Raw genomic sequence first — 26752 nt, 5'->3', positions numbered from 1 at the left:
TCCCGCGCCTTTCCCCCGGGCGGCCGTGACGGTTCCGCCCGGGGGATATTTCACGGAAATTTCCGTCCGAATTGTCCTTCTAGCTCATCGCACCGGCCGGTGATACACAGGGCGTCATGGCAGAGATCATCCTCTTGCACTCCGCGCAGGGCCTGAGGCCGGGGGTGGCCGTGGCGGCGGAGACACTACGGGCGGGCGGGCACACCGTGCGGACGCCCGACTACTACGACGGCGAGGTGTTCGCCGACATCGAGTCCGGGCTGCGCAAGCGGGACGAGGTCGGCATGGAGGAACTGGCGCGCCGCTTCCGGGCGATCGGCGGTGAGGTGTCCGGACCGGTGGTCTTCGCCGGGTTCTCGCTCGGTGCGTACGGGGCGCAGCTCCTGGCCGCCAACCACCCGATGGCCAGGGGCGCGCTGCTGTTCCACGGCGGGGTGACCGTGGACGAGGTGACCGACGGGGCCTGGCCGCGGCACGTCCCGGTCCAGGTGCACCACAGCGAGGGCGACCCCTGGGTGGACGAGGGGGAGATCGCGGAGCTCGCGGCGGCGGTCGGGCCGGGGTTCGAGTGGTTCACCTACCCGGGGGAGGCGCACCTGTTCGCCGACCCCGACCTGCCGGGCTACTGCGAGACGTCGGCGAAGCTCATGTGGGAACGGGTCATCGCGTTCCTCTCCCGCATTTAACCCGATTTACGGCCATATTTACATGACTTCAACACCTACGGCACCAATAGCGCCACATAACGTCATTGGGTCTCCCTTTTCTCTGTCGTTTTCTTTACGATCTCCTCGACCCATCAAGATCGAGGGAAGGATCGCACGATGACGATCGAGATCAAGAAGGTCGAGGAAGTCGAGACCACCGGTAACAGCAACAGCTGCTGACCGCCCGCGCGTCCGTGGGGCCTCCCCGTGAGGCCCCACACCACCCCTCCGGAGCCCGCATGCCGAAGATCCAGGTCAATCCGGCGTTCCCGCTCTTCGTCGACGACGCCCGCGAGCGCGTGCGCCTCGGCGATTTCCCCCCGACCGGCCAGATCCTGGACCCCGCGCCGCCGCCCCTGCGCCGCCTGCTCAGGCTGTGCGCAGAGACCCCCGTCGAGCGCGACGCGCTGCCCGCGCTCGTCCCCGAGGTGCCGCCCGCCGAGCTCGACGCGGCCGTCGAGCGGCTTCTCGCCGCGCGGATCCTCGTCACCGACGCCGACCTGGACGTCCTCGCCGCCGACGCCCCGCTCTCCCGCCTCGCGCTGTTCCTGTCGATGTTCCACCCCGCCCAGGAGGCCGCCTCCGCGCTCGCCGGGCTGGCCGGCAGGCACGTCGCCGTGCTCGGCGCGGGCGCGATCGGCGGCGCCGTCGCGCTGCACCTCGCCACCTCGGGCGTCGGCGCGCTCACCCTGCTGGACGACGACCGCGTCGAGCCCGCCAACCTGCACCGCCAGCACCTCTACACCGGGCGCGACGTCGGCACGCCCAAGATCGAGGCCGCCGCCCGCACGCTGCGCGAGCACTGCCCCGGGCTGGAGGTCACCACCGTGGAACGGCGCATCACCGGCCCCGCCGACGTCGTCACGGCCGCCGACCTCGTCGTCAACACCGTGGACACGCCGCAGCCGCACATCCGCCGCTGGGTCAACCGGGCCTGCGTCGAGGCCGGGACGCCGTTCGTCACCGGCGGGTTCAACCAGCACACCGGGCTCGTCGGCCCGCTCGTCGTCCCCGGCAAGACGGGGTGCCTGGCCTGCCAGGAGCGCGCCCTCGCCTCCCGGTACGGCTCCCGCGAGCTGCCGTCCTCCGACAACCCCGGCCGGACGATCCCGTCCTTCGGGCCGCTGTGCGGGATCGTCTCCGGCATGCTCGCCTCCGAGGTGATCAGGTACCTCACCGGCACCGGAGCCCCGGCGGTCGAGGGCAGGAGCGTCTGGCTCGACCTGCTCACCTTCACCACCACCGGCTGGGACTTCGACCGGCTGCCCGACTGTGAGGTCTGCGGGTGAAGACCGACCTGTCGTTCCTCACGGTCGTGGCCGACGGCCCCGACGACTACGTGATCGGCAACGGCGAGACGTTCGTCCACGTCCCGGGCGTCGCCGCGGCCGTCGTCGCCGCGCTCGACGGCACCAGGACCGCCGAGGAGGTCCGGGCGCGCGTCCTCGCGGAGCGCGGCGTGGACGTGGACGTGGCGGGGTTCGTCACCGGGCTGGAGAGCGCCGGGCTGCTGGCCAGGCCAGAACGCCCGCCCAACCTGTGGGACAGGATCAGGCCCGGCCACGTCGCCTGGCTGTTCTCCCGCCCCGCCGACGCCGTCCTGCTGCTGCTCACCGTCTGCGCCGTCGCCGCGGCCGTCGCCGAGCCGCGCGTCCTGCCCGGCTTCTCCTCGCTCGTGTGGTCCAACAGCCTGACCTTCACGGTCGCGTTCGCCGCCGGGTCGTGGCTGCTCGTCCTCGCGCACGAGCTCGCGCACATCGCCGCCGCCCGCTCGCTGGGCGTGCGGGCGGAGCTGTCGCTCGGCACGCGCCTGCAGTTCCTCGTCGTCCAGACGCGGATCACCGGCGTCTGGGGCGTGCCGAGGAGGGCCCGCTACCGCGCGCACCTGGCCGGGATGCGCGCGGACTGGTTCCTCGTCTGCGTCTCGGCCTGCGTCCTTTTCGCCTTCGACTCCGGCCCGGTACGGCTCGTCATGGTGATCTGCCTGTCGCAGATCGCCTGGCAGTTCCTGTTCTTCATGCGCACCGACGTCTACTACGCCTTCGCCAACGCGGCGGGCGAGAAGAACCTCATGGCCGACGCGCAGGCGTACCTGCGGGAGGTCCTGGCCAGACGGCCGGGACGCCGGGCGGGGACCCGGCGCGGGGTGCGCGCCTACGCCTGGTTCCTGGTCGTGGGACGGGTGCTGGGGCTGGCGTTCTTCGCGGCGTACACGGTGCCGGTGACGGTGGCGGTCTGCCGGCGGTCGCTGGAGGAGCTGGACGCGGGGGCTCCGGCCTGGCAGCCCGCCGCCACGCTGGCCGTCGTGGCGGCCGGCTGGCTCGTCTACCTCGTCGTCCTCGCCCGCCGCCTGCCGGCGCGCCTGTCCGCCCGCCGCCCGGAGGCGGCGGGCGTCACCGGCCGCTCCTAGGCGGGAGCCGGCTTCCAGCGCCAGGCGCCCCCGGCGTACGGCGCGCACTTGTACCGCTTGGCGTGGGCCGCCGCGCGCATCGAGTAGCCGTACTGGCCGCGCTGCTCCTTGGCGCAGTACGCGCCGGGGGAGACGCAGTCCCAGTGCTTGGCGTGCTTGTAGTAGTACCTGCCGCTCGGCTGCTTCTCGGAGCACCAGCCGGCGGCGTGGGTCTGCGCCGCGGCCGAGGCGGCCGGGGCCTGGGCGAGCAGGACCGAGGCGGCGGCGAGCGCCGCTAAGAGAGGTTTGCGCATGGGTGGCACGCTAGTGATGCCCGGTCACTTTTGGGGCACGCCAGGCGCGATCGTCAGCCGGGGAGGCCCAGGAGGGCGGGGATGGCCGCGACGCTGGGCAGGAGGTGGGTGTGGCGGACCGCGCCGAGCGCCGATGCGTCGAGTCCGCCGGTGAGGACGCCCGCCACGATCGCCGCCCCGGCGTTCGTCCCGGCTTCGAGGTCGCGGACCGTGTCGCCCGCCGTCAGCACCCGCGCGACGTCGCGCACCCCCGTCGCCTCCATCGCCCGGAAGATCATGTAAGGTGCCGGGCGGCCCGCGGCGACGTCGTCCACGCAGACCACGGCGTCGAGCACGCCGTCGTCCCACCCGACCTCGGCCAGCAGCCCCGCCGTCACCTCGCGGTCGAACCCGGTCGTGAGGGCCACCTTGACCCCGGCGGCGCGCAGCGCTGCGATCGCCTCGGGGACGCCGGGCAGCGGGGACGGCCGCCGCTCGGCGTACGCCCGGCGCAGCCGGTCGCGGAAGTCGGCGAAGGCGGACTCCACCGTCTCGGGCGGCGGCGCGGCCTCGGGCGTGGTCAGCATGGCCGTGATGGCCTCGCGTTTGTCCGCGCCCATCCAGCGTTCGACGTCCTGCCTGCCGGGACGGCCGCCGGCGGCGCGCACGGCCTCCTCCAGGGCGACGTAGACGGCGCCGTGCTCCTCGACGGTGGTGCCGGCGATGTCGAGAACCGCCAGTTCGATCATGGTTTCTGTCTCCTCAAGGGTGTGGGACGGCCGTGACGGCCGGGCTGCGCAGCAGCGCCGGCAGGGCCTGCTGGGAGTTCTCGATCGTGAACGAGACCAGGTCGGGCCGGTAACGGTCGTCGGAGTACTCGACGGGCTCGCCGTCGGCGGACGAGGTGCGGCGGCGCTCGCGCAGCAGCGCCGCGCCCGGCGCGATGCCGAGGAGCGCGCAGTCGTCCTCGCCCGCGGTGACGGCGTCGATGGTGTGGCGGGCGGTGCTCAGGTCCACGCCGCACCCGCTCAGGTAGGCGAAGACCGAGCCGGAGTCGCAGTCGAAGTCGAACAGCAGCCGCCCCACCGGCCAGACGAACGTGGTGCGCTCGATCATGGCCGGCACGCCGTCGAGCAGCCGCAGCCGGAGGAGCTGGACGACGGGCTCGCCCTCGTCCAGCCCCAGGACGTCGGCGGCCTGCGGTGAGGCGGGCCGCCTGGCGATCTCCAGCGTGCGCTGGCCGGGGGTGCGGCCCATCTGGCGGGCCCAGCGCGAGAACGACAGGAAGGTCTCGAACGGCTGCGGCGCGGTGCTGCTGCGCACGACGGGCGGCCGGCCGCGCCCGCCGCCGATGAGGCCCTCGGCGCGCAGGGTGGCGAGGGCCTGGCGGACCGGGCCGCGGGAGGCGCCCCACTGCTCGCACAGCTGCGACTCCGAGGGGAGGGCCGAGCCCACCGGCAGCTCGCCCGCGCTGATGCGGCGGCGCAGGTCGGCGGCGACGCGTTCGTGCAGAGGTCCGTCCATGCGAGTTGACAATACAGGACAACCGACACTCCCGATAAGTGCCCCGTACGCAGAAATATCCGTTCTACGTGGGCAAATGACATCCAGGGAAACAAGTGGTGACATGTCGCTTCCGGTGGTTGACGCCGACCGGCGGAGGCCGCCACCGTACTTGTCATGACAAGTCGCCATTCCGTGGGCGGGTCCCTCGGCTCCGCCGATCTGGTCGTCGTCGGCGCGGGCATCGTCGGCCTCGCCCACGCCGCCGACGCCGTGCGCCGCGGGCTGTCCGTCGCCGTCGTCGAGCGGGACGAGCGCGCCACCGGCGCCTCCGTCCGCAACTTCGGCCACGGCTGCTTCACCGCCCAGGACGGCGACGCCCTCCGCTACGCCCTGGCGGCCAGGACCTCCTGGCTGCGCCTGGCCGCGCAGGCGGGCTTCTGGCTGCGCGAGGCGGGCACCGTCGTCGTCGCCCGCGCCGACGACGAGTACGCCGTGCTGGAGGAGTTCGCCGCGCGGCGCGACGGCCACGTCGTGCTCCTCGACCGAGCCCAGGTCGCGGACCGGGTGCCCGCGGGCGCCGGCGTGGTCGGCGGGGCCCTGCTGCCCCTGGACGTGCGGGTGGACCCGCGCGAGGCGGCGCACGCCGTCGCCGCCTGGCTCGCCTCCCGCGGCGTGCGGTTCCACTGGGCGACCACCGCGCACACCGTGGAACCCGGGCTGGTGGGCACCAGCCGCGGCGCGATCGCGGCGGGCCGGGTCGTCGTGGCCGTCGGCCACGACGTGGACCGGCACTTCCCCGCCCTCGCAGAACAGGCGGGGGTGCGCCGCTGCGCCCTGCACATGCTGCGCGTGGCCGACCCGCACGGCCGCCGCGTCGACCCGGCCGTGCTCACCGGCTTCTCGCTGCTGCGCTACGGCGGGTTCGCCGCCTGCCCCACGCTGCCCGCGCTGCGCGGCCGGCTGGAGAGCGACCACCCGGCGCTTGCCGCCATCGGGCTGAACCTCATGTTCACCCAGCGCCCCGACGGCGACCTCACCATCGGCGACACCCACGCCTACGCCGCCACGCTCGAACCGTTCAACGACGAGGAGACCGACCGGCACGTCCTCGCCGAGACCGCACGACTGCTCGGCGTCGAACGCCTCACGGTGCGCGAGCGCTGGCGCGGCGTCTACGCCTCCGCGCCGGAGCCGTTCCTCGTGGCCGCGCCCGAGCCCGGCGTCCGCGTGGTCTCCGTGACCTCCGGCGTCGGCATGACCACCGCGCTCGGCCTGGCCCCCGAGGTCCTCGACGACCTGCTGCGCTGACCCGTCCCCGAAGTCCCCGACAGTTCCCCCGAACCCCGCACTGGAGAAAGAGACCCATGCGCGCACGACCCTTCCTCGCGGCCGCGGCGCTCGCCCCCGCGCTGCTGCTGCTCGCCGGCTGCGGCGGTGACGCCGGGACGTCCGGCGCCTCCGCCGCGACCTGCCCGGGCGGCAGGATCCGCTTCGGCGTCGAGCCGTACGAGGACCCCGCCAAGCTCAAGCCCGCCTACGAGACCCTCGCCGCCGCGCTCCAGCGCAAGCTGGACTGCCCCGTCGAGCTGAAGATCGTCGACGACTACTCGGCCGAGGTGCTCGCCATGCGCAACGGCCAGCTGGAGCTGGCCGAGTTCGGGCCGCTCGGGTACGTCTTCGCCAGCAGGCTGGCCGGGGCGCAGGCGGTGGCCTCGTTCGCCGACGCCAAGGGCGCGCTGACCAGCTACACCGCCGGCATCTGGGTGCCCACCGGCTCGCCGATCACCTCGGTCAAGGACCTGGCGGGCAGGTCGCTCGCGCTGTCCAGCGCCGGGTCGGCCTCCGGCGACGCGCTCCCCAGGTACGCGCTCAAGACCCAGGGCGTGGCCGAGTCGTCCGTCAAGATCGACTACGCGGGCGGCCACCCCGAGGCGCTGCTCGCCCTCGTCAACGGCAAGGTGGACGCCGCCGAGATCAACAGCCAGCAGCTCGCCACCGCGCGGGCCGCCGGCACGTTCGACCCGGCGAAGTACCGCCAGATCTGGAAGTCGGAGCCCGTCCCCAACGACCCGATCACCGTGTCGGGCAGGCTCGACCCCGCCTTCCGCGAGGCGGTCGCCAAGGCGCTCGTGGAGCTGGAACCCGCCGACGTCGCCAAGGTCGGCGCCTTCCTCGACGTCGACCCGCCCGGACCGCTCGTCAGGGTGACCGAGCAGACGTACAAGCCGCTGTTCGACCTCGCCACCACGCTCGGCCTGACCGAGAAGGACGTCTGACGGTGGCCGCCCAGGGAGCCGGCGCCCCCGCGCTCGCCGTGAGGGGCCTGCGCAAGTCCTACTCGGGCAGGACCGTGCTCGACTCCCTCGACCTGGACGTCGCGGCGGGCGAGTTCGTCGCGGTGCTCGGCGCGAACGGCTGCGGCAAGTCCACCGCGCTGCGCTGCGTCGTCGGGCTGGAGACGCCGGACGGCGGGACGGTCCTCGTCCACGGCCGCGAGGTGGGGCCGGCGGGCGACGCCGGGTCGGCGGAGCTGCGGCGCCGCACCGCGATGGTGTTCCAGCAGATCCACCTGGTACGCCGCCGCAGCGCCCTCGACAACGTCTGCGCGGGCGCGCTGGGCCGGCTGCCGCTGCGCCACTCGCTCACCCCCGCCCTGTTCCCCCGGGAACTGCGCGAGGAGGCCATGGCCTGTCTCGACCGCGTCGGCATGGCGGACCGCGCCGCCGAGCCCGCGGGGAGGCTGTCCGGCGGCCAGCAGCAGCGCGTCGCGATCGCCCGCGCGCTCTGCCAGCGGGCCGAGATCATCCTCGCGGACGAGCCGGTGTCGGCGCTCGACCCGGCCGCCGCCGACCAGGTCGTGTCGCTGCTGGCCGAGCTCGCCCGCGACCAGGGGCTCGCCATCGCGGCGGTGCTCCACCAGCCCGCGCTGGCCGCGCGGCACGCCGACCGCGTGGTCGGTCTGGTCGCCGGGCGGGCGGTGGTCGACGCGCCCGCCTCCCGGCTCACCGCCGCCGACGTCGACGCCCTCTACGTCCCCGACCTCCGACTCACCCACCTGGAAGCCTCATGAGCAGAGCAGCGACCTCCGCGGGCGCCGGCCCCCTGCCGGGCGGCGCCGCGCCCGCGCCGCCGCGCAGGCGGCCCGTCTCCGCGGCCACCGCCGCCGTCGCCGTCCTCGTGGTGGCCGCCCACGTGCTCGCCTGGCGCGGCACCGAGTTCTCCCCCGTGGCGCTGCTGCAGGGCTGGCGCGGCATGGCCGACTTCCTGGAGCAGGCGCTGCCGCCCGACCTGTCGGCCGGCGTGCTGCTCACCGGCGCGCGGGCCGCGCTCGTCACGCTCGCCATCGGGCTGCTCGGCACCACCCTGTCGGTGCCGTCGGCGCTGGTGCTGGCGCTGCTCGCGGCCCGTACGACCACGCCGAACCGGTGGGCCTACCAGGCGGCGCGGTCGGTGCTGTCGTTCCTGCGCGCCGTGCCCGACGTCGTCTTCGCGCTGGTCTTCGTCACGGCTGTCGGGCTGGGGCCGTTCGCGGGCGTGCTGGCGCTGATCTTCCACAACACCGGCGTGATGGGGAAGCTGTGGGCCGAGGCGATGGAGGAGATCGACCTCGGGCCGCGCGACGCGCTGCGCGTCAGCGGCGCCTCCGGCACGCAGGTGGCGGCGCACGCCGTGCTGCCCTCGGTCGTGCCGCAGTTCGTCGGGCTGCTGCTCTACCGCTTCGACGTCAACGTGCGCTCGTCGCTGGTGCTCGGCCTGGTCGGCGCGGGCGGCATCGGGTTCCTCGTCAACCAGTCGATCAAGCTGTTCCGCTTCGGCGAGATGGTCACCCACCTCATGCTCGTGATGGTGCTCGTCGTCGCCGTGGACCAGCTCTCCGCCCACGTACGGCGCCGCATCGGCGCCTGAGCCCGGCTTTCAGCGTTCCTGGAAGCGTTCCACGACGTAGTACGCCTTGTCGTGGAAGCCCGTCACCCTGCCGCCCGCCTCCAGCAGGCCGCCCAGCGTCTCGCGGACGGCCACCCGCCACGCCTTGGTGGCCCCCGGGTCGGCGCGGCGCAGCGCCTCGACGTCCTCGGGCACGGCGACGAGCACGGTCGCCGTGCCCGCGGGCCGCGCCACCGGGTGCCCGCCCTCGGCCGCCAGCGCGACCGCGGCCCCCTCGACCGGGGGAGGGACCGGGTGCCCGCCGAGGGCCAGGGTCTCCACGTGCGGCGCCGACAGCTCCCAGACGGCCAGCACCCGGTCGGAGTCGTCGCCCGCGTTGATGGCGTCGGCCATCTCGCCGTAGAAGCGCGGCAGGTACTCGGTCGGCCGCGCGCCCAGCTTCACCAGGTTGAAATGGGCGTTGCGGCGCACGAGCGGGTCGTAGGTCCAGGTGATGCGTTCGAGGCCGCGCTCCAGCGCCCAGGCGCGCTGGTGCCGCTTGAGCGCCAGGCCGACGCCCCGTCCCGACGTCGCGCTGCCCGTGATGTGGGAGTGCAGCGCGGCGCCCGCCGCGAGGAACCCGACCGAGGCGCCCACCAGCAGGTCGCCGTCGAACGCGCCCGCGACGTAGCCGCCGCTGTGCGCGAGCGCGCGCATCATCGGCACGTTGACCGGCTGTTCCTCCGGGTGGAATCCCCAGATGTCCTCGAACAGCGCGTACACCCGCTCGAAGTCGGCGAGTGCGTGGAGCTCCCTGACCGCGACCACCGGCCGCCCCCTTCCGTCACACCGGGGGTGACGTTATGTCATCGCGGTGGGCAGGGGATTCGTGCGGGATCACCAAGACGGGCCCGGCTTTCGTGGAGCCGCCCCAGGGCCCCGCCCGGCCGCGGGCCCGGCGCGGCGTCCGGGCACGGACTCCGTCGCGTCTCCCGCCGCCCCTGCTCTCCCCGTTTGGGCGGCAGCACAACGCGACCGCCTCCGTTCGTACGACGCCCCATAGCTGCCGCCGCGCACCGGCGCCTACCGTGCGGACATGCCACGCCTCGCGCTCGACGACCTCTACCGCCTCGCGGTCCCCTCCGATCCGCGGCTGCGCCCCGACGGCGGCGCCGTCGCCTACACGCTGACCACCGCCGGCCGCGACTCCGACGAGAACGTCACCGAGATCTGGCTCGCCGTCCCCGGCGCCGAGCCGCGCCGCCTGGCCGCCGGCAGCGCGCCCCGCTGGTCGCCCGACGGCCGGAGGCTCGCGTTCCTGCGCCCGGTCGAGGGCCGCCCCCAGATCCACCTGCTGCCCATGGACGGCGGAGAGCCGCGCCCCCTCACCCGGGCGCCGCTGGGCTCGGGCGCGGCCGTCTGGTCGCCCGACGGCGGCCGCGTCGCCTACGCCGCGCCGCACGGCGACCCCGACCCGTCGGCCCCGGTCGTGGCCGACACGCTGGAGTTCAAGGCGGACGGGGTGGGGCTGCTGCGCGGGCTGACCACCCACCTGTTCGTCACCGACGTGGCGACCGGCGAGACCGTCCAGCTGACCGAGGGCGGCTTCCACGCGGGCGAGCCCGCCTGGTCGCCCGACGGCAAGCGGCTGGCGTTCACCGCGGGCATGGCACCCGACCGCGACCTGGCGCCCGAGAGTGCCGTGTACGCGGTGGACGCCGGCGCCGAGTCGCCCGGCGAGCCCGAGCGGCTCACCGGGCCCGAGATCATCTGCACGGGCGCCTGGTGGCTGGGCGACCGCCTCGTCGTCGCCGGGCTGCCCGCCACGGTCGGCCACACCCGCCTGTACACGCTCGGCCCCGGCGGGCTGGAGGAGCTGCGGACGGGCCTCGACCGCAACGTCATGACCGGCGCCCCCGGCTACCCGGGCGCCACGCCCGCCCGGCTCGGCGACGACCTGCTGTTCTGCGCCCGCGACCGGGGCAGCACGCACGTCTACCGGCTGTCTGGCGACGGCCCCGCGCTGAAGATCGCAGGCGGCGACCTCACCGTCTCCGGCGTCAGCGTCGCCGGGGGCCGGGTCGCCTACGTGGCGGCCGACCCGTACGGGCCGGGCGAGGTCTACCTCGACGGCGAGCCGCTGACCGCGTACGCCCTGGCGGACGTCGAGCTGTTCACGCCGCGCGCCCGCCTGTTCACCGCGCCGGACGGCACGCGCGTCGAGGGGTTCGTGCTGCGCGACGAGACGCGCGAGGGCCCCGGCCCGCTGCTGCTGGACGTGCACGGAGGGCCGCACAACGCCTGGGCGCCCGCCTTCGACGGCGCCCACCTCTACCACCAGGTGCTCGCCGCGCGCGGCTGGACGATCCTCACGCTCAACCCGCGCGCCAGCGACGGGTACGGCGAGGCGTTCTACACCGCCGCGGTCGGCGCCTGGGGCCTGGCCGACGAGCAGGACTTCCTGTCGGCCGTGGACACGCTGGTGGCCGAGGGCGTCGCCGACCCCGACCGGCTGGCCGTCGCCGGCTACAGCTACGGCGGCTACATGTCCTGCTGGCTCACCTCCAGGACGGACCGCTTCAAGGCCGCCGTCCCCGGGGGCTGCGTCAGCGACCTGATGAGCATGTCCGGCACCTCGGACGCCGGAGCGCTCATCAAGACGTACGAGTGCGCGGGCGACGTGGCCGCGCAGTCGCCCATGACCAACGTCTCCCAGGTGACGACGCCTACGCTGCTCCTGCACGGCGAGGCGGACGACCGCTGCCCGGTCGGCCAGGCCGAGCAGTGGTTCGCCGCGCTGCGCGAGCAGGGCGTGCCGGTGCGGCTCGTGCGTTACCCGGGCGCGTCACACCTGTTCCCCCTGAACGGACGGCCGTCACACCGCTACGACTACAACGAAAGGATCGTCGCGTGGCTGGAGCAATGGGTCAGCGGCTCGCCGAGCTGATCGAGGAATTCGAAGTGCCGGGGGCCGCCCTGGCGTACCTGCACCGGGGCGAGCTGCACGAGTTCGCCGCCGGGACGCTCAACCGCGACACCGGGGTCGAGGCGACCCCGGACGCGCTCTACCAGATCGGCTCCGTCACCAAGGTGTGGACGGCCACCCTGCTCATGATGCGCGTCGAGCGGGGCGAGCTGACCTTGGACACCCCGGTGGCCGAGGTGCTGCCCGGCTTCGCCGTGGCCGACCCGGACGTCAGCAAGCGGGTGACGATCCGGCACCTGCTGTCGCACACCAGCGGCATCGACGGCGACCTGTTCCTCGACACGGGACGCGGTGACGACTGCCTGGAGAAGTACGTGGCCGCCTGCGCGGACCTGGCGCAGAACCACCCGCTGGGGGCGACCCAGTCGTACTGCAACTCGGGGTTCGTCATCGCGGGGCGGGTGCTGGAGGTGCTGTCCGGCAAGCGGTGGGACGACGTGCTGCGCGAGGAGATCGCCGAGCCGCTGGGCCTGGCGCACACCTGGACGCTGCCGGAGGACGTGCTGCGCTTCCGCGCCGCGATGGGCCACGTCGAGGACGGGAAGACCGCCCCCGTCTGGGGCCTGATGCGCTCGGTCGGCCCGGCGGGCCTGATCTGCGCGAGCCCGGCGGACGTGGTGGCCTTCGGCCGGGCCCACCTGGAGGGTGGCCTGCTGGAGAACCCGCGGGCGATGTGGGAGCCGCAGGTCGACATCCCGAACCCGTACACGCTGGGCAGGCAGTGGGGGATCGGCTGGATCCTCGACGAGTGGGACGGTCACCTGGTCGTCTCGCACGGCGGCAACACGATCGGCCAGCACGCCATGCTGTGGGTGGTGCCCGACACCGGCACGGTCGTGTGCGTCACCGCCAACGGCGGCCACAGCGGCGCGTTCACCCACCGGGTGGCCACCGAGCTGTTCGCCGAGCTGGACGGCATCACCGTGCCCCCCACGCTCGGCCCGCCCGCCGAGCCCGTGGACGTGGACCTGACGCGCCACGCCGGCGTCTACGAGCGGGTCGGCGCCCGCATGACGATCACCGTCCGCGACGGCGGCCTGCGGCTGCGCATGGAGGCGACCGGCGCCCTCGCCGCGCTCCAGGAGCCCATGGAGCTCGACGGCGTCGCCGTGGACGACGTGACGTTCGTCGTCCGCCGCCCCGGTGAGCCCGACTGGACCTCCGGTGTGTTCTACGAGCTCGCCGACGGCACCCCCTACCTGCACCTCGGCGTCCGCGCCACCCCCAAGACCGCCTGAGCGTCCGGGAGGACGAATGAAACTGACCGAGCGTCTCGCAGAGGCGGCCCGCGCGCACGGCGTTCCCGGGGCGGCCATCGCCCTGTACGTGGACGGCGAGCTGCACGAGGCCGCCACCGGCGTGGTCAACCGCGACACCGGGGTCGAGACCACCACCGACAGCCTGTTCCAGGTCGGGTCCACCACGAAGGTCTGGACGGCCGCCCTCGTCATGCAGCTCGTCGAGGAGGGGCTGGTCGAGCTGGACCGGCCGGTGACCGACTACCTGCCCGAGTTCGCCGTGGCCGACGGCGCCGTGGTCACCGTCAGGCAGCTGCTCTCGCACACCGGCGGGTTCGACGGCGACCTGTTCGAGGACACCGGGCGCGGCGACGACTGCCTCGACCAGTACATGGGGTACCTGCGGGGCGCCGGGCACGTCCACGCGCCGGGAGCCATGTTCTCGTACTGCAACGCCGGCTACTGCGTGCTGGGCGCGATCGTGGCCCGGCTGCGCGGCACCACCTGGGAGCAGGCGGTGCGCGACCACCTGTACGCCCCGCTCGGCGTCACCCACGCCGCGCTGCTGGGCGAGGAGGCCGTGCTGTTCAGGACGGCCGTGGGGCACCTCGGGCCGGACCGGACGGTCCACAGGCAGTGGCAGATGCCCCGCTCCAACGCGCCCGCGGGGTCCACCATGTGCCTCACGCCGCGCGAACTGGTCCGCTTCGGCCGGATGTTCCTGGCGGGAGGCCTGTCGGAGAGCGGCGACCGGGTGCTGTCGGAGGAGACGGTCGCCGCCATGCGCGAGCAGCAGGTGTCCGTCCCCGGCGTGTCGGGGCTGCTGGGCTCGGGGTGGGGCCTCGGGTTCGAGCTGTTCGACTGGGGGGCCTACGGCCACGACGGCGGCACCGTCGGCCAGAGCACGTTCTGGCGGATCATGCCGGAGTCGGGCGTCGTCCTCGCCATGAGCGCCAACGGCGGCGGCTTCGCCGGGCTCATCACCGACCTGGCGCTCCCCCTCATCAGGGAGACCACCGGCCTCGACCTGCCCGACCTGCCGGTGCCGCCCGAGTCGCCGCAGACGGTGGACCTCGCGCCGTACACCGGCGTGTACGAGGGGCCGACGGCCGTGTGGGAGGTCGAAGGGACGCCGGACGGCGGGCTGGCGATCACGCTGGTGCCCGGCGAGCTCATGCAGGACATGGGCGCGACGCGCAGCACCACCACGTACGTCCACCACTCGGGCGACTCGTTCGTCGCGGTGGAGGCGGAGGACGGCGTGCACGACAGCGTCACCTTCGTCATGCGCGACGGGGTGGCCGCGTACCTGCACAACAGCCGGGCCGTGCCCCGTGCGTGAGATCTTCGACGCCGCGGGCGCGCGGGGCTTCGTGCACGCCAGGGACGTCGACGCAGACGCCGAGACCGGGCTCGACCCCGACGAGCCGGTCGTCCTCGCCTCGGTGTTCAAGATCCCCATCGCGCTGGAGTACGCCAGGCAGGCGGCGGCCGGGGAACTGGACCGCACCGAGCGACTCACCGTCACCGCCGCCGACAAGGACGGCGGGATCGGCGTCTCGGGCTGCGCCGATGACGTCTCGCTCACGCTCAGGGACCTCGCCCACCTGATGCTGACGCTCAGCGACAACGCCGCCACCGACGTGCTGCTGCGCAGGGTCGGCCTGGAGCGCGTGCAGGCCACGCTCGCCGGGCTCGGCCTGACCCGCACGCGGCTGATCGGCGGCTGCGCCGAGCTGTTCGACCAGATCAGGGCCGAGCTGGGCGACGTCGACCTGGAGGAGCTGCGTGACGAGCAGGTCAGGCGGCTCGCGGTGCGCGACCCCGAACGGACCACGTCGGCGACGCCCCGCGAGACGACCACGCTGCTCAGCATGATCTGGCGGGACGAGGCGGGTCCCGCCGAAGCGTGCGCCGAGGTGCGCGCGATCATGAGCAGGCAGGTGTGGCCGCACCGGCTCGCCTCCGGGTTCGGCGACGAGGTGAAGGTCTCCGGCAAGACGGGCACGCTGTGGGGCGTCCGCAACGAGGCGGCCGTCGTCGAGTACCCCGACGGCAAGCGGTACGCCGTCGCGGTGTTCGTCCGCACCGCGGCGCTCGGCTTCCGGCACCCGGCGGCCGACGCCGCCATCGGGCGCGCGGCCAGGGTCGCGGTGGACCGCCTGCGCGCGTGATGGCAGCCTGCGCGTATGGTGAGCCGATGAACAACCGTCCGCGTGCCAGCCTCGGGCGGATCCTGCACGACCTGGGCAGCACTGTCCTCGACGTGGCAGCCTCTCCCGGTGACCTCGACGCCGAGGTCACCGGCGTGCACATCCACGACCCGTTCGACGAGCCGCTCGTGCAGCCGGGCGCGATCGTGCTCGGCGTCGGCGTGCGCGGGGCGCCCGAGATCAGCGCCCTGCTGCAGTCGGCGCGCGGCGCCGCCGGCGTGGTGGTGAAGCTCCCGGTGGACGTGGACGAGCAGGTCCGCGCCACGGTCCTGGAGACGGGCGTGGCGGTGCTCGGCCTGACCAGGGCGGCGTCCTGGGCGCAGATCGTCGCCCTGCTGCGCTCGCTCCTGGCCGAGGGCGACCTGTCGGAGCCCGGCGAAGGGCCGCAGGGCGACCTGTTCTCGCTGGCCAACGCGGTGTGCGCGCTGCTCGACGCGCCCGTCACCATCGAGGACAGGTCGTCGCGGGTGCTGGCGTTCTCGGGCCGGCAGGAGGAGGCCGACCCTGGACGGGTGGAGACCGTCCTCGGCCGCCAGGTGCCTCCGCGCTACCGGCGCATGCTGGAGGACCGCGGCGTCTTCAAGCAGCTCTACCAGGGCCGCGAGCCGGTCTACATCGAGCTCGACGGCGACAGCATCAACCGGGTCGCGATGGCGGTGCGCTCCGGCGACGAGATCCTCGGCTCGATCTGGGCGGCGGTGCGCGAGCCGCTGACGCCGCAGCGGCAGCGCGCGCTCGCCGACGCCGCCAAGATCGTCGCGCTGCAGCTCCTGCGCGAGCGGGCCGGGGCCGACACGCAGCGCAGGCTGCGCGCCGACCTGCTGTCCACCGTCCTCGCGGGCGGCGCCGACGCCGCCGAGGCCGCGGGCAGGCTCGGCATCGCCACGCAGCGCCTGTGCGTGCTCGCCGCCCAGCTCATCGACCCGCCGGGCGTCGACCCCGCCCGCGCGGAGGGCGACAGGCAGCGCTTCTGCGACGCGCTCGCCCTGCACGTCGCCGCCATCCACCCGAAGGCGGCGGCCGCGCCCGTCGGCTCGGTGGCCTACGCGGTGCTGCCGCTCAACCCCGGCGACCCGTCGCGCGCCGGCGACGAGGAGGCGCGGGCGGTGCACGTAGCGCAGAGCTTCCTCGCCAGGGTCGGCCCGCGGCACACCGCCAACGTGGGCGTCGGCAGGCTGGCCGCCAGCCTGCCGCAGGTCACCAGGTCCCGCGCCGACGCCGACCGGGCGCTGCGCGTGCTGCGTGCGAGGAACGCCACCGGCGAGGCGGCCGGCTACAGCACGGTCCACTTCGAGTCGCTGCTGCTCCAGGTGGCCGACGTGGCCAACGCCGAGGAGCAGACCCCCACGGGGCCGTACCAGCGGCTGATCGCCCACGACAGGGAGCACGGCAGCGAACTCGTCAGCACGCTGCGGGCCTACCTCGACGCGTTCGGCGACGTCAACCTGGCCTCGGCCCAGGTGCACGTCCACCCCAACACGTTCAGGTATCGGCTCAAGCGGCTGGTCGAGATCAGCGGGCTCGACCTGTCCGACCCCGACGCCAGGCTCACCGTGATGCTGCAGATGAGGATCTTCGGGCAGTAGCACGAGCCCTCCTGCACATTTCGTGGGCCGCCACGAAGAACGGGGAACGGCAAGCGGACAGGGTGGAGCAAATCCCCCCCACCTGCGGAGTCCTTCATGAGAAGAGCAGCAGCGATCGCCGCGCTCGCCCTGTTCACGGCGGCGTGCGGCGGCGGCACTCCCGCGGCCGGGCCCGCCTCGGACGGCACGTTCACCTACGCCCTCACCGCCGACCCGGGCGGGCTCGACCCCGCCATGGGCCTGATGTCGGTCACCAACCAGGTCCTGTCCCTCGCCTACGACACGCTCGTCGGCGCCGACGACTCAGGCCGGATCATCCCGGGCCTCGCCGAGAAATGGGACGTGCGGCCGGAGGCCGTGACCTTCACCCTCCGCAAGGACGTCACCTGCTCGGACGGCTCCAAGCTGACCCCGTCGGACGTCGCGGAGAACGTCAACCACATCGCCGACCCGGCCACCAAGTCCCCGATCTACGGGGTGATCGTGCCCGCCGGCATGAAGGCCGAGGCCGACGACGCCGCCGGCACCGTCACGCTGAAGACCCCCGAGCCGTTCGGCTTCATCCTGGAGAGCTCCCGCATCCTGTTCGTCGCCTGCGGCAAGGGGCTGAAGGACCGGTCGATGCTCACCCGGGGCACATCGGGCTCCGGCCCGTACGTGCTGTCGGAGGCCGTGCCCGGCGACCACTACACGTTCAAGGTCCGCAGGGACTACGCCTGGGGCGCCGGCGGGGCCACCGCGAAGGACCTGCCCGCCCAGGTCGTGCTCAAGGTCGTGCCGAACGAGCAGACCGCCGCGAACCTCCTGCTGGCAGGAACCCTCAACGGCGCCCAGTTCAACGGCCCCGACCGCGCCCGCGTCGAGGCCGCCCCCGGCGTCGCCAAGGAGCACCCGATGTCGGGCAACGAGCAGTTCTTCTTCCACCAGGGAGACGACAGGCCCGGCAAGGACCTCGCGGTGCGCAAGGCCCTCACGCAGGCGCTCAACCTCAAGGAGCTGGGCGGCATCGTCACCGGCGGCGCAGTCTCCAAGCCCGCCACCGGCCTCGTGCTCGAACCCCGGCCGTGCCGGGGCGACAGCGTCACCGGCCACGTCCCGGCCTTCGACGCCGCCGCCGCGGCCTCCGCGCTCGACGCGGCAGGCTGGAAGGCCGGCACCGACGGCGTGCGGGTCAAGGACGGCAAGCGGCTGACCCTGCGCCTGCTGTACTCCACCACGCGCGGGCCCGGCGTCCAGGCGGGCGTGGAGTACATGGCCGCCACCTGGCAGAAGATCGGCGTCGAGGTGAAGCTCAACGGCGTGCTCGACACCAAGCTGGCCGAGTCGCTCAACGCCACCCAGGACTGGGACGCCATCTGGCTGCCGATCGGCGTCACCCTGCCGTCGCAGCTCATCGGGTTCCTGTCCGGCCCCGCCGCCCCCAAGGGCGCCAACTTCGCCCACCTCGCCAACGAGCGCTACGACAAGCTCGTCGCCCAGGCCATGGGCACCCCCGGCGAGGCCGGCTGCGCGCTGTGGCAGCAGGCGGAGTCCGCCCTGTTCGACAACGTCGACCTGGTGCCGGTCGTGGAGAGGACCACGCTGGTCGCCGCCAAGGGCGCCACCTTCAAGACCACGGCCGGGCTGTTCGACCCGGCCACGATCAGGCTGACCGGAGGACACTGAATGCGCCTGCCCCGGCCCGTGCTCCGGAGGCTCGTCCGGTTCGCCGTGTCGCTCGTGGTGCTGGTGGTCGCCTCGTTCGCGATGATCCACCTCATCCCCGGCGACCCCGTGCGCGCCGCGCTCGGCCCCGCCGCGCCGGTCGAGCTGGTCGAGGCCCGCCGGGCGGCGCTCGGCCTCGACCAGCCGCTGCCCGCCCAGCTCGGCTCCTACGTCAAGGGTCTGCTGTCGGGCGACCTCGGCACCTCCTTCCTGACCAGCGAGCCCGTCACCGACGTGATCGCCGCGCGCCTGCCCAACACGCTGGCGCTCGCCCTCGTCGCCACGCTGGTGGCGCTGCTCGTGGCCGTCCCGCTCGGCATGGCGGCGGCCGTGCGCACCGAGAACGGCAGGAACCGGGGCACCGAGGCCGCCTTCGGGACGGTCACCGGGGCGGCCGTGGCCGTGCCCGAGTTCCTGTACGCGATCGCCCTGGTCGCCGTCTTCGCCATCGGGCTCGACCTCCTGCCGCCCGCCGGCAAGGCGGGCCCCGAGACGTTCGTGCTGCCCGTGCTCGCCCTCGCAGTCGGCCCCGCCGCGATGATCTCCCGCATCGCCCGCGCCGAGACGCTGCGCGAGCTGGGCACCGACTACGTCCGCCTGGCCAGGGCCAAGCGGCTGCCCGCCGCCCGGCTGCACCTGCGGCACGTCCTGCCCAACACGCTCACCGCCACCCTCACCATGGGCGGCCTGCTCCTCAGCGGGCTCATCACCGGCAGCGTCCTCGTCGAGTACGTCTTCGCCTGGCCCGGGCTCGGCCTGAAGATCGTCGAGGCGATCACGCAGAAGGACTACCCCGTGGCCCAGGGCGTGATCCTCGTCTACGGCGCCATCGTGCTCGTGGTGAACCTCGCCGTGGACGTCGTCCTCGGCATGCTCGACCCCACCTCGGCCGTCAAGGAGTCGTGATGCCCCGCACCCCCTCCGCCGTCGCGGGCACCGTGCTGGTCGCGCTCATGGTGGTGCTCGCCGTGATCGGCCCGCCCCTGTGGGGCGACGAGGCGGCCCGCATCGACGCGACCGCCGTCCTGCAGGGCGGATCGGCGGCCCACCCGTTCGGCACCGACAACCTCGGCCGGGACCTGCTCGCCCGGGTGCTCGTCGCCGCGCGGTACTCGCTGCTGCTCGCGCTGGCCGCCGCGCTCATCGGCGGCGTCGCCGGCATCGTGCTCGGCGCGCTGCCGTCCGTGCTGCCGCGGCGCGGCGCCCGGTTCGTCACCGGCATGGTCAACGCCCTCGTCGCCTTCCCCGGGCTGCTGCTGGCGATGTTCACGGCCGTGGTCACCGGGCTCGGCGCGCGCGGCGCGGTGCTCGGCATCGGCGCCGCCATCGCGCCCGGCTTCGCCAGGCTCACCCAGACGCTCGCCGCGTCGGTCGCGGGGGCCGACTACGTCGCCGCCGCCAGGATGCTCGGCGTGCCCCGCCACCGCGTCCTGGCCAGGCACGTCCTGCCCAACATCGCCGAGCCGCTCATCCTGAACCTCGCCATGGCGCTCGGCGGCGCGCTGCTGGGCCTGTCCGGCATGTCGTTCCTCGGGCTGGGCGTGCAGCCGCCCGACTACGACTGGGGGCGGCTGCTGTTCGACGGGTTCGGCCGCATCTACGTCAACCCCGAGGTGGCACTCGGGCCAGCCGCCGCCGTCGCCCTGGCCGGCATCGGCTTCAACCTGCTCGGCGACGCCCTGGCCAAGGGGGCGGCCCGCCGTCCCGCCCACCGGCCAGACGGGGCCGCGCCGCCCGCCGCGCCCGCCCCGGACGAGGCGGAGGTCCAGCCGGACGCCGTGCTGGACGTGCGCGGGCTGACCGTCTCCTTCCCCGGCGGCGTCACCCCCGTACGCGGCGTGTCGCTCAGCGTCGGCCCCGGCGAGATCGTCGGCCTGGTCGGCGAGTCGGGCAGCGGCAAGTCGCTGACCGCCGCCGCCGTCGGCGGCCTGGTGCCCTACCCGGGCGCCGTCTCCCACACCGCGCTGCGGCTGTCCGGCGAGGAGGCCGCCACGCTGACGCAGAAGGAGCTCGGCACCTCGCTCGCCATGGTCTTCCAGGACCCGATGGCCTCGCTCAACCCCGCCCTGCGGGTCGGCGGCCAGCTCGCCGAGGTGGCGCAGGTGCACCAGGGCGCCACCCGGGCCGAGGCGCGGCGGCGCGCCGTCGACCGGCTCGGCCACGTCCACCTGCCCGAACCGGAGAAGCAGGCCGGCCGCCACCCGCACCAGCTCTCCGGCGGCATGCGGCAGCGCGCCGTGATCGCGATGGGCCTCATGGGCACGCCCAAGCTGATCATCGCGGACGAGCCCACGACCGCCCTCGACGTGACCGTGCAGCGGCAGATCCTGCGGCTGCTGCGCGAGGTCACCGAGGAGACCCGGGCGGGCGTGCTGTTCATCTCGCACGACATCGCCGTCGTCGGCGAGCTGTGCGACCGCGTCGTCGTCATGTACGCGGGACGCGTCGTCGAGGAACTCCCCGTGGAGCGCCTCGCTGAGGGCGCGGCCCACCCGTACACGCGGGCGCTGCTCGGCTCGCTGCCCGACATGGACACCGACAGGTCGCGCCCGCTCGCCAGCATCCCCGGACGCCAACCGGCCCCCGGCGACGTCGGCGACGGCTGCGCGTTCGCCCCCCGCTGCCCCCTCGCCGGCGAGCGGTGCGAAAGCTCCCGCCCGCCGCTCGCCCGGGTGGGCGCCGGGCACCTCGTCGCCTGCTGGGAGGCCTCGTGAGGATCGACAACCTGACCGTGCGGTTCGGCGGGTTCACCGCCGTCGACTCCGTCAGCCTGGACGTCCCCGAGGGACACATCGTCGGCCTGGTCGGCGAGTCAGGGTCCGGCAAGTCGTCGCTGGCCAGGGCCGTGTGCGGGCTGGTGCCCCACACCGGGCTGGTCAGCGGGGCGTCCCGCCCGCAGATGGTGTTCCAGGACCCGTACGCGTCGCTCGACCCCCGGATGAAGATCGGCGAGTCCGTGGCGGAAGGGCTGCGGGGGCTGCGCGGCGCCGCCCGCGACGCCGAGGTGGCGCGGCTGCTCGGGCTGGTGTCGCTGCCCGCCGAGCTGGCCGGGCGCTACCCGCGCGAGCTGTCGGGAGGGCAGCGGCAGCGCGTCGCCATCGCGCGAGCCCTCGGCGCGCGGCCCGACCTGCTGGTCGCCGACGAGATCACCAGCGCGCTGGACGTGTCGGTGCAGGGCGCGGTGCTCAACCTGGTGCGGTCGCTGCGCGACGAGCTGGGCGTGACGATCCTGTTCATCTCGCACAACCTCGCCGTCGTCCGCTACGTCTGCGACGAGGTGGCGGTGCTGCACCACGGGCGGCTGGTCGAGCACGGGCCCACCGAGGACGTGATCGGCGCGCCCGCGCACGACTACACCCGCGCCCTCATCGAGGCGGTGCCCCGGGTACCGAGACCCTGACCGGCCGCCGCCCGCCAAGGCGGCGCCCGGCCGGGGCGCGGGACCCTGAACGCCCCCGCCCTGCCCGTTCACGCTCCGCCTGTTCCGGTCCTGGCTGTTCAGGTGGCGGGCTGGTGCTCCGGGCAGGACACGCGCAGGCCGGCCCGGGGGAGCGGCTGCTCCAGCAGCCCGCAGTAGTGCGGCGCGGCCGGGTCGTCGCGGGCGTCCCTGCGGAAGAAGCGGCACGACACGCAGCTGCGGTCCACGGTGATGACGCCGGCGCGCCGCAACCCGGCGATGAGGTCGAGCGCCGCCTGCAGCAGCGCGGCGCGCTCCTCGGCCGGAAGCGTGCCGAGCGCCTCCAGCAGGGGGCCGTCCCAGCCGGAGAGGCGCGCGGTCAGCGCCTCGCCCTCGGGGGTGAGCGTGAGCTCGCGGCGGCGCGCGTCGCCCGGCACGGCGGCGCGGACCACGAGGCCCTTGCGTTCCAGCGCGCTGACGGCGTCGCTCATCGTCGGCGCCGTCACGGCGAACTCCTCCGCCAGCGCCCCCACCCGGCGGCGCTCCGCCGGGTGCGAGGCGAGCGCGAGCAGGGCGTGGAGCTGCACCACGCTCAGCCCGTTGGCCTGCGACCCCGCCACGGCGAGCGTCCTGACCGCATGGGTCAGCCGTTCGAGCGCGTCGGCCAGGCGGCGGTCCAGCGGCGGCTGGTCGGGCGGGTGGCCTGCGTCACCATTCACGGACATCAGCGTAAGCGCGCGTCCACAGTGCGATCTGCAGGACGACGCTCTTGAACCACGCCTGGAACATCGCCTCGACCTGCTCGGGCGCGTGGCCCTTGCGCTCCAGGAACGGGCGGACGGTCGCGGTGATCGGGTAGATCAGCGCGATGACGTGGCGCATCGGCACGTGGGAGGCGGCGTCCGCCGCGTCGGCGCGGTTCTTCCCCAGGGACGTGTGCCGCCGGCCCATCTCGTGCTGGTAGTCGAGCCACTGCCGGTCGTACGGCCGGCGGCAGGTGTCGAGGATCCACTGGCCGAACCTGGCCCTGACCCTGTCGAGGTACTCGCCGACCGGCTGACCGCCGGGCGTGGAGAACGAGGCCAGCAGGTGGGGGTTCGCGCCGACGAAGCCGTACCAGACGTCGAGGACGTCCTCCACCTGGTCCTCCAGGACGTCGCCCGCGAGCCGCAGCGCCTTCTCGTCCTCAGGCCCGAACAGCACGCTCGCGCGCAGCTCCTCCAGGTCCTTCATGGTGACCGGGGAGCGGCCGGCCGTGCCGTAGCCGTACCCCGCGATGGTCTCCGTCATGGTCTCCTCCTATAGTTAGGACTCCTATGTTTCCTAGGGCGGCCATCATGGACCGCAGGACAGGGAGAGGTCAAGGTGGGCAGCAACCCCGACACCGGCGCGAGGGTGCTCGCGGTGTACGCCGGACGCACCGGCACCCTGCGGTGGGGCGGGCGGCCGGTGGCGTCCGCGTACGTCAAGTCACCCGTGGAGGGGCCCGTCACGGTCGGCCCCGAAGGGCTGGAAGGGGACGAGCAGGGCGACAGGCGGCACCACGGCGGCCCCGACAAGGCCGTGTGCGTCTACCCCGGCGAGCACTACCCGCACGTCGAGGAGCGCTTCGGCGGGCCGCTCGGCCCGGCCGCCTTCGGCGAGAACCTCACGACGCGCGGCCTGCTCGACGCCGAGGTCGTCATCGGCGCCACCTACCGGGTCGGCACCGCCCTCGTCCAGGTCAGCCAGCCCCGCCGCCCCTGCTACAAGATCGCGGCCAGGCACGCGGCGCTCACCGGCGCCCGCCGGCTGCCCGTCGAACTCCAGCGGATCAGCAGGACCGGCTTCTACCTGCGCGTCCTCGCGCCCGGACAGGTGGAGCGCGGCCAGGGGATCCACCTGGAGGACGTGCCCGCCCACGGCCTCACCGTCGCCGAGGTCAACCGCGTGATGAACGTGGACCGGCACGACCTCGACGGCGTCCGCCGGCTGCTGGCCGCCCGCGCCGACCTCCCGGCCCGCTGGGTCGAGACCCTCACCGCCCGGCTGGACGGCCGCTACGACGACGACACGTCCAGGATCGCCGGAACCTGACCCGGCCGGGGAGCGGGGCCGCGGCTCCGCTCCAGGATCTCGTCCAGCGTCAGCGGAGCCTTCGGGTGGTACGTCAGGCACATCGGCGCCCGCGCCTTGACGAACGCCCCGCCCTCCAGCGCCACGTAGAACTCTCCCGAGCTCAACCGCGCCACGTCCGGCACCTCACCGCCCTTCGCGCGGGCCATCTCCTTGGCCGCCGCGATCTGGACCGGCGCGTTCAGCAGCCCGAAGAACTGCGTCGTGGCGTTGCCCGGCACCTGGTTGTGCAGCGCCTTCGGGGCCTGCGTGGCGAACACCAGGCCCAGGCCGTACTTGCGGGCCTGCGAGGCGAGCAGCGTGGTGCTGCGGACCGACGGCACGCCGCCGCCCGTCGCCGGGACGAACGTCTGCGCCTCGTCCATGACGAACAGCCCGCCCAGCGGGCGGTCGGCGACCGGGTTCCGCTTGAACCAGAGGAACACCTCCATCTGCAGCCTGGCCACGAAGCTCTGCCGCTGCTCGTCCGACCGCAGCCCGGCGAGGCTGATCACCGACACCCGCGCCCGCTTCCCCTCCGGCGGCGTCAGCAGCACGGCCGGGTCCACCGGCGTGCCCGCGCCGCCGAACAGCGGGTCGTTGTCCATCGCGGCCGTCAGCGACCTGGCCAGGTTCGCCGCGATGCGCGGCGCGCCCGCCACCTCGCTCACGCCGTCCGGCAGGTCCGACAGCAGCGCGGCGAGCCCCCGCAGGCTCGTCGCGCGGCCGCGGCCGTAGTGCGCGAGGGCTCTGCGCAGCACGGCCTGGCCGAGCTGCGCCTTGTCCGTGTTCGCCTCCAGCCGTACGCGCGGCACGAGGAACGCCATCGCCGCCTCCACGGCCTCGGCGAACTCGTCGGGGTCGCCCGCGACGGCGGTGAAGTCGGGCAGCGGCTGGAAGCTCAGCGGACGCCCACCGGACCGGCCCGGCGTCCAGACCGCCACGTCGACGGCCGCCAGGTAGTCCGCGGCCGGTCGAGCGCCGACGCGACGGCGGCCGGGTCGGCGCCGTCGAGGCGCGTCACCCGGCCCGAGGGGAGTGTCGCCCACCACGTCATCCCCGCACGGTATACGGGGGTCGGCGGGTCGTCACCTCCGAACCGAGTACGGCGGCAGCGGGGCGTCGTCCAGAGCGGTCCGGCGGCGGGTGGTGGCGGCGCGCGGGGCCGGGCGGGTGAGCATGGCCTCGGCGAGGCTCGCCCGCAGGAGGGCGGCGCCGCGCAGCACCGGCACGAGCGTGAGCGCGAACAGCACCCCGGCCAGCGTGTTGAAGACGACGAACGCGACCGGGCCGTGCCCGAACCCGAGCAGCTCGGGCAGGCCGCCGTCCACCCCGGGGATGGCGGCGATCACCCAGCCGTAGACGGGGAAGGTGAGCCCGGCGACGGTGCCTGCCCACCACACGGCGGAGAAGACGAACGAGACCAGCGCGACGGGGAAGGCGATCACGGCGTGCAGCAGGTCGATCCACCCCTGGGGCGTGGCCAGCGGGTTCATCAGCCGGCGCAGCCACCCCGCGCCCTCGGGGGCCTCCGGGTAGGAGGGGTGGCCCACCGGGTGGCCGAGCACGCCGGGCAGCGCGGCGCGCTCGACGTCGGCGAACTTCCTCACCAGCACGGCGCTCCCGGCCAGGAGGGGCAGGCCGACGAAGGCGACGGCGGCGCCCAGGCCGCCGGAGAGCCCGATCAGTGCCACGCAGAAGGCGGCGAAGGCGACGGGGAAGCCGGCCAGGGTGTAACGGGTGTCGGCGGCGACGCGCCGGCGGAGCGTGGTCATGGCAGGAACGCTACGGGGACGCGGCGCCCCGCCTCGATCATGCGTACGGCCCTCTCCGTGGTAGGGCTCTCCCTACCCCTGGGAACCGGCCGGGCGCGGGGCGAAGCCGCGGGCGGCCCGGTCGGCGCGGAACGCGTCGAGCCGGTCGAAGTCGAGTGCCCGGACCGACACCGGCGCGGACGGGGTGACGTGGAAGCCGGACGGGTCGGCCGGGCAGGGGTCGGCGAAGCCGGTGACGCCGGCGCAGGGCCGCCCGTGGTAGTCGGCCTCGTGCCGCCAGTCGCTCACGGCGACGTACGCCATGAACTCGTACGCCCGCGCCACGCTCATGTGCCGCCACAGCGCGCGGGCCGCGGCGGGGCCGTCCCAGCGGGTGACGGAGAAGGCGGGCACGAGGACGACGTCGTCGCCGCCGGTCAGGCTGGAGGAGTACCACAGGTCGGCGCAGAGCAGCACGCGCAGCCGCCGGCCGCCCAGGGTGAAGGCGCCGCCGGGGTCCCCGGGGACGACGCCGGACTCGTGCTCCACGCCGTACGGGTGGGCCTTGGCGTACTCGGCGACGATCGCGCCCGTGGGGTCGGCCACCGCGCCCCGGTTGACCGTGCCGTCCGGGGTGCGGTCGTGGTGGGAGCCGCCGACGACGGTCAGGCCGGTGCCGGCGGCCAGGTCGCGGACCCTGGCCAGGTAGTCGGGGCGGGTCAGGTCGGAGCCCGCCAGCTCGGGCAGCAGCACGACGTCGCCTCCGCCGAGCGGGGAGTCGCAGGCCACGGGCCCCTCGGACCCGGACCCGGAGGAGGCGAGGAGCCGTTCGGCCGCGTCGAAGTTGGCGTGGCCGTCGGGGGACCAGCGGGACGGCTGGATCAGGAGGACTCTCACGCCCCCTACTGTGACCGATCCGCCTGGGACAGGCCGACCGGGGCTGATCCGATCAGGACAGGCGGGGGCGCCGGCCGCCGAGGGCGTCCGAACCGAGCCGCCGACGGCTCGGGGCGATGCGGTA

General features: G+C 74.3%; 26 protein-coding genes. 17 read left to right on the top strand and 9 right to left on the bottom strand.

Annotation, left to right across the window (positions count from 1 at the left end):
• Nucleotides 1-116: 116 nt before the first annotated feature.
• The 3 genes from BMX74_RS35775 to BMX74_RS35765 all read left to right on the top strand — a co-directional run bounded on the left by BMX74_RS35775 (nt 117) and on the right by BMX74_RS35765 (nt 3117).
• A complete protein-coding gene (locus BMX74_RS35775; protein ID WP_055505523.1) occupies nt 117-686 on the top strand; it encodes a dienelactone hydrolase family protein in 570 nt (189 codons plus the stop codon).
• Between the two features lie 260 nt (nt 687-946).
• The gene (locus tag BMX74_RS35770; RefSeq protein WP_055505522.1) at nt 947-1996 is read left to right on the top strand and encodes a TOMM precursor leader peptide-binding protein; all 1050 of its coding nucleotides are present in this window, start codon (nt 947-949) and stop codon (nt 1994-1996) included.
• Nucleotides 1993-3117, top strand: coding sequence for a hypothetical protein (locus BMX74_RS35765; RefSeq protein WP_091104975.1), 1125 nt, complete (start codon nt 1993-1995; stop codon nt 3115-3117). The genes BMX74_RS35770 and BMX74_RS35765 overlap by 4 nt, the downstream gene beginning before the upstream one ends.
• Here BMX74_RS35765 and BMX74_RS35760 read toward each other — a convergent pair.
• From BMX74_RS35760 to BMX74_RS35750, 3 genes are read right to left on the bottom strand one after another with little or no spacing between them, the layout of a single operon-like run.
• On the bottom strand, nt 3114-3410 hold the full coding sequence (locus BMX74_RS35760) for a hypothetical protein (RefSeq protein WP_055505520.1): 297 nt from the start codon (nt 3408-3410) through the stop codon (nt 3114-3116). The genes BMX74_RS35765 and BMX74_RS35760 overlap by 4 nt on opposite strands.
• Before the next feature lie 53 nt (nt 3411-3463).
• Nucleotides 3464-4138, bottom strand: coding sequence for a phosphonatase-like hydrolase (locus BMX74_RS35755; RefSeq protein ID WP_055505519.1), 675 nt, complete (start codon nt 4136-4138; stop codon nt 3464-3466).
• Nucleotides 4139-4151: 13 nt separating this feature from the next.
• Nucleotides 4152-4913 carry a GntR family transcriptional regulator gene (locus tag BMX74_RS35750; protein WP_091104973.1) on the bottom strand — a complete coding sequence of 254 codons (762 nt, stop codon included), beginning with the start codon at nt 4911-4913 and terminating at the stop codon, nt 4152-4154.
• Between the two features lie 156 nt (nt 4914-5069).
• Here BMX74_RS35750 and BMX74_RS35745 point away from each other — a divergent pair, with 156 nt between their 5' ends.
• From BMX74_RS35745 to phnE, 4 genes are read left to right on the top strand one after another with little or no spacing between them, the layout of a single operon-like run.
• Nucleotides 5070-6203 (top strand): TIGR03364 family FAD-dependent oxidoreductase, encoded by a 1134-nt coding sequence (locus BMX74_RS35745; RefSeq protein ID WP_091104972.1) that lies wholly within the window; start codon nt 5070-5072, stop codon nt 6201-6203.
• Between the two features lie 56 nt (nt 6204-6259).
• The gene (locus BMX74_RS35740; RefSeq protein ID WP_055505516.1) at nt 6260-7171 is read left to right on the top strand and encodes a phosphate/phosphite/phosphonate ABC transporter substrate-binding protein; all 912 of its coding nucleotides are present in this window, start codon (nt 6260-6262) and stop codon (nt 7169-7171) included.
• Nucleotides 7172-7173: 2 nt separating this feature from the next.
• On the top strand, nt 7174-7965 hold the full coding sequence (locus BMX74_RS35735) for a phosphonate ABC transporter ATP-binding protein (RefSeq protein WP_082535255.1): 792 nt from the start codon (nt 7174-7176) through the stop codon (nt 7963-7965).
• Nucleotides 7962-8801 carry a phosphonate ABC transporter, permease protein PhnE gene (phnE, locus tag BMX74_RS35730; protein WP_082535254.1) on the top strand — a complete coding sequence of 280 codons (840 nt, stop codon included), beginning with the start codon at nt 7962-7964 and terminating at the stop codon, nt 8799-8801. The genes BMX74_RS35735 and phnE overlap by 4 nt, the downstream gene beginning before the upstream one ends.
• A gap of 9 nt (nt 8802-8810) precedes the next feature.
• Here phnE and BMX74_RS35725 read toward each other — a convergent pair whose 3' ends face one another.
• Nucleotides 8811-9587 (bottom strand): hypothetical protein, encoded by a 777-nt coding sequence (locus BMX74_RS35725; RefSeq protein ID WP_055505514.1) that lies wholly within the window; start codon nt 9585-9587, stop codon nt 8811-8813.
• Nucleotides 9588-9855: 268 nt separating this feature from the next.
• Between BMX74_RS35725 and BMX74_RS35720 the strand changes: the two genes are divergently transcribed.
• The 9 genes from BMX74_RS35720 (at nt 9856) to BMX74_RS35680 (ending at nt 21886) form a co-directional block, all read left to right on the top strand.
• The gene (locus tag BMX74_RS35720) at nt 9856-11706 is read left to right on the top strand and encodes a S9 family peptidase (RefSeq protein WP_091104970.1); all 1851 of its coding nucleotides are present in this window, start codon (nt 9856-9858) and stop codon (nt 11704-11706) included.
• Nucleotides 11670-12983, top strand: coding sequence for a serine hydrolase domain-containing protein (locus tag BMX74_RS35715; protein ID WP_236714907.1), 1314 nt, complete (start codon nt 11670-11672; stop codon nt 12981-12983). Before BMX74_RS35720 ends, BMX74_RS35715 begins: the two co-directional genes overlap by 37 nt.
• A gap of 16 nt (nt 12984-12999) precedes the next feature.
• Nucleotides 13000-14325 (top strand): serine hydrolase domain-containing protein, encoded by a 1326-nt coding sequence (locus BMX74_RS35710; RefSeq protein ID WP_055505511.1) that lies wholly within the window; start codon nt 13000-13002, stop codon nt 14323-14325.
• Nucleotides 14318-15157, top strand: coding sequence for a serine hydrolase (locus tag BMX74_RS35705; RefSeq protein ID WP_055505510.1), 840 nt, complete (start codon nt 14318-14320; stop codon nt 15155-15157). Before BMX74_RS35710 ends, BMX74_RS35705 begins: the two co-directional genes overlap by 8 nt.
• A gap of 26 nt (nt 15158-15183) precedes the next feature.
• Nucleotides 15184-16782: a PucR family transcriptional regulator gene (locus tag BMX74_RS35700; RefSeq protein ID WP_055505509.1), complete on the top strand. Its 1599-nt coding sequence runs from the start codon at nt 15184-15186 to the stop codon at nt 16780-16782.
• 96 nt (nt 16783-16878) lie between these two features.
• The gene (locus BMX74_RS35695; RefSeq protein WP_091104968.1) at nt 16879-18447 is read left to right on the top strand and encodes an ABC transporter substrate-binding protein; all 1569 of its coding nucleotides are present in this window, start codon (nt 16879-16881) and stop codon (nt 18445-18447) included.
• Complete coding sequence (locus BMX74_RS35690) at nt 18448-19392, top strand: ABC transporter permease (protein WP_055505507.1); 945 nt, start codon at nt 18448-18450, stop codon at nt 19390-19392.
• Entirely contained in the window at nt 19392-21200 is a 1809-nt protein-coding gene (locus tag BMX74_RS35685; RefSeq protein ID WP_091104965.1) for a dipeptide/oligopeptide/nickel ABC transporter permease/ATP-binding protein, read from the top strand. The genes BMX74_RS35690 and BMX74_RS35685 overlap by 1 nt, the downstream gene beginning before the upstream one ends.
• On the top strand, nt 21197-21886 hold the full coding sequence (locus BMX74_RS35680; RefSeq protein WP_055505505.1) for an ABC transporter ATP-binding protein: 690 nt from the start codon (nt 21197-21199) through the stop codon (nt 21884-21886). Before BMX74_RS35685 ends, BMX74_RS35680 begins: the two co-directional genes overlap by 4 nt.
• A 98-nt stretch (nt 21887-21984) precedes the next feature.
• Here BMX74_RS35680 and BMX74_RS35675 read toward each other — a convergent pair whose 3' ends face one another.
• Both BMX74_RS35675 and BMX74_RS35670 read right to left on the bottom strand, forming a co-directional pair.
• Complete coding sequence (locus BMX74_RS35675) at nt 21985-22602, bottom strand: MarR family winged helix-turn-helix transcriptional regulator (RefSeq protein ID WP_218154154.1); 618 nt, start codon at nt 22600-22602, stop codon at nt 21985-21987.
• Nucleotides 22592-23173, bottom strand: coding sequence for a protoglobin domain-containing protein (locus BMX74_RS35670; RefSeq protein ID WP_091104961.1), 582 nt, complete (start codon nt 23171-23173; stop codon nt 22592-22594). Before BMX74_RS35670 ends, BMX74_RS35675 begins: the two co-directional genes overlap by 11 nt.
• 75 nt (nt 23174-23248) lie before the next feature.
• On the opposite strand from BMX74_RS35670, the gene BMX74_RS35665 reads away from it, so the two are divergent.
• Nucleotides 23249-23959, top strand: a complete 711-nt coding sequence (locus BMX74_RS35665; protein ID WP_091104960.1) for an MOSC domain-containing protein — start codon at nt 23249-23251, stop codon at nt 23957-23959.
• On the opposite strand, the gene BMX74_RS35660 is transcribed toward BMX74_RS35665, so the two are convergent.
• The 3 genes from BMX74_RS35660 to BMX74_RS35650 form a co-directional block, all read right to left on the bottom strand.
• The gene (locus BMX74_RS35660) at nt 23923-25026 is read right to left on the bottom strand and encodes an ATP-binding protein (RefSeq protein WP_143078888.1); all 1104 of its coding nucleotides are present in this window, start codon (nt 25024-25026) and stop codon (nt 23923-23925) included. The genes BMX74_RS35665 and BMX74_RS35660 overlap by 37 nt on opposite strands.
• Nucleotides 25027-25065: 39 nt before the next feature.
• Nucleotides 25066-25752: a sensor domain-containing protein gene (locus tag BMX74_RS35655; protein ID WP_091104957.1), complete on the bottom strand. Its 687-nt coding sequence runs from the start codon at nt 25750-25752 to the stop codon at nt 25066-25068.
• A gap of 72 nt (nt 25753-25824) precedes the next feature.
• Entirely contained in the window at nt 25825-26628 is an 804-nt protein-coding gene (locus tag BMX74_RS35650; RefSeq protein WP_055505498.1) for a carbon-nitrogen hydrolase family protein, read from the bottom strand.
• Nucleotides 26629-26752 lie beyond the last annotated feature (124 nt).

It is taken from the genome of Nonomuraea pusilla (genome assembly GCF_900109355.1).
Lineage (GTDB): Bacteria > Actinomycetota > Actinomycetes > Streptosporangiales > Streptosporangiaceae > Nonomuraea > Nonomuraea pusilla.
The sequence above is the reverse complement of the archived record's forward strand: the minus strand, read 5'-3'. Positions and strand labels throughout refer to the sequence as shown.

Coding starts and splice junctions, on each gene's coding strand:
- BMX74_RS35655 (WP_091104957.1), bottom strand. CDS start 25,752: ATGACCACGCTCCGCCGGCGCGTCGCCGCCGACACCCGTTACACCCTG.
- BMX74_RS35745 (WP_091104972.1), top strand. CDS start 5,070: ATGACAAGTCGCCATTCCGTGGGCGGGTCCCTCGGCTCCGCCGATCTG.
- BMX74_RS35700 (WP_055505509.1), top strand. CDS start 15,184: ATGAACAACCGTCCGCGTGCCAGCCTCGGGCGGATCCTGCACGACCTG.
- BMX74_RS35755 (WP_055505519.1), bottom strand. CDS start 4,138: ATGATCGAACTGGCGGTTCTCGACATCGCCGGCACCACCGTCGAGGAG.
- BMX74_RS35770 (WP_055505522.1), top strand. CDS start 947: ATGCCGAAGATCCAGGTCAATCCGGCGTTCCCGCTCTTCGTCGACGAC.
- BMX74_RS35695 (WP_091104968.1), top strand. CDS start 16,879: ATGAGAAGAGCAGCAGCGATCGCCGCGCTCGCCCTGTTCACGGCGGCG.
- BMX74_RS35760 (WP_055505520.1), bottom strand. CDS start 3,410: ATGCGCAAACCTCTCTTAGCGGCGCTCGCCGCCGCCTCGGTCCTGCTC.
- BMX74_RS35710 (WP_055505511.1), top strand. CDS start 13,000: ATGAAACTGACCGAGCGTCTCGCAGAGGCGGCCCGCGCGCACGGCGTT.
- BMX74_RS35750 (WP_091104973.1), bottom strand. CDS start 4,913: ATGGACGGACCTCTGCACGAACGCGTCGCCGCCGACCTGCGCCGCCGC.
- phnE (WP_082535254.1), top strand. CDS start 7,962: ATGAGCAGAGCAGCGACCTCCGCGGGCGCCGGCCCCCTGCCGGGCGGC.
- BMX74_RS35775 (WP_055505523.1), top strand. CDS start 117: ATGGCAGAGATCATCCTCTTGCACTCCGCGCAGGGCCTGAGGCCGGGG.
- BMX74_RS35720 (WP_091104970.1), top strand. CDS start 9,856: ATGCCACGCCTCGCGCTCGACGACCTCTACCGCCTCGCGGTCCCCTCC.
- BMX74_RS35670 (WP_091104961.1), bottom strand. CDS start 23,173: ATGACGGAGACCATCGCGGGGTACGGCTACGGCACGGCCGGCCGCTCC.
- BMX74_RS35690 (WP_055505507.1), top strand. CDS start 18,448: ATGCGCCTGCCCCGGCCCGTGCTCCGGAGGCTCGTCCGGTTCGCCGTG.
- BMX74_RS35740 (WP_055505516.1), top strand. CDS start 6,260: ATGCGCGCACGACCCTTCCTCGCGGCCGCGGCGCTCGCCCCCGCGCTG.
- BMX74_RS35685 (WP_091104965.1), top strand. CDS start 19,392: ATGCCCCGCACCCCCTCCGCCGTCGCGGGCACCGTGCTGGTCGCGCTC.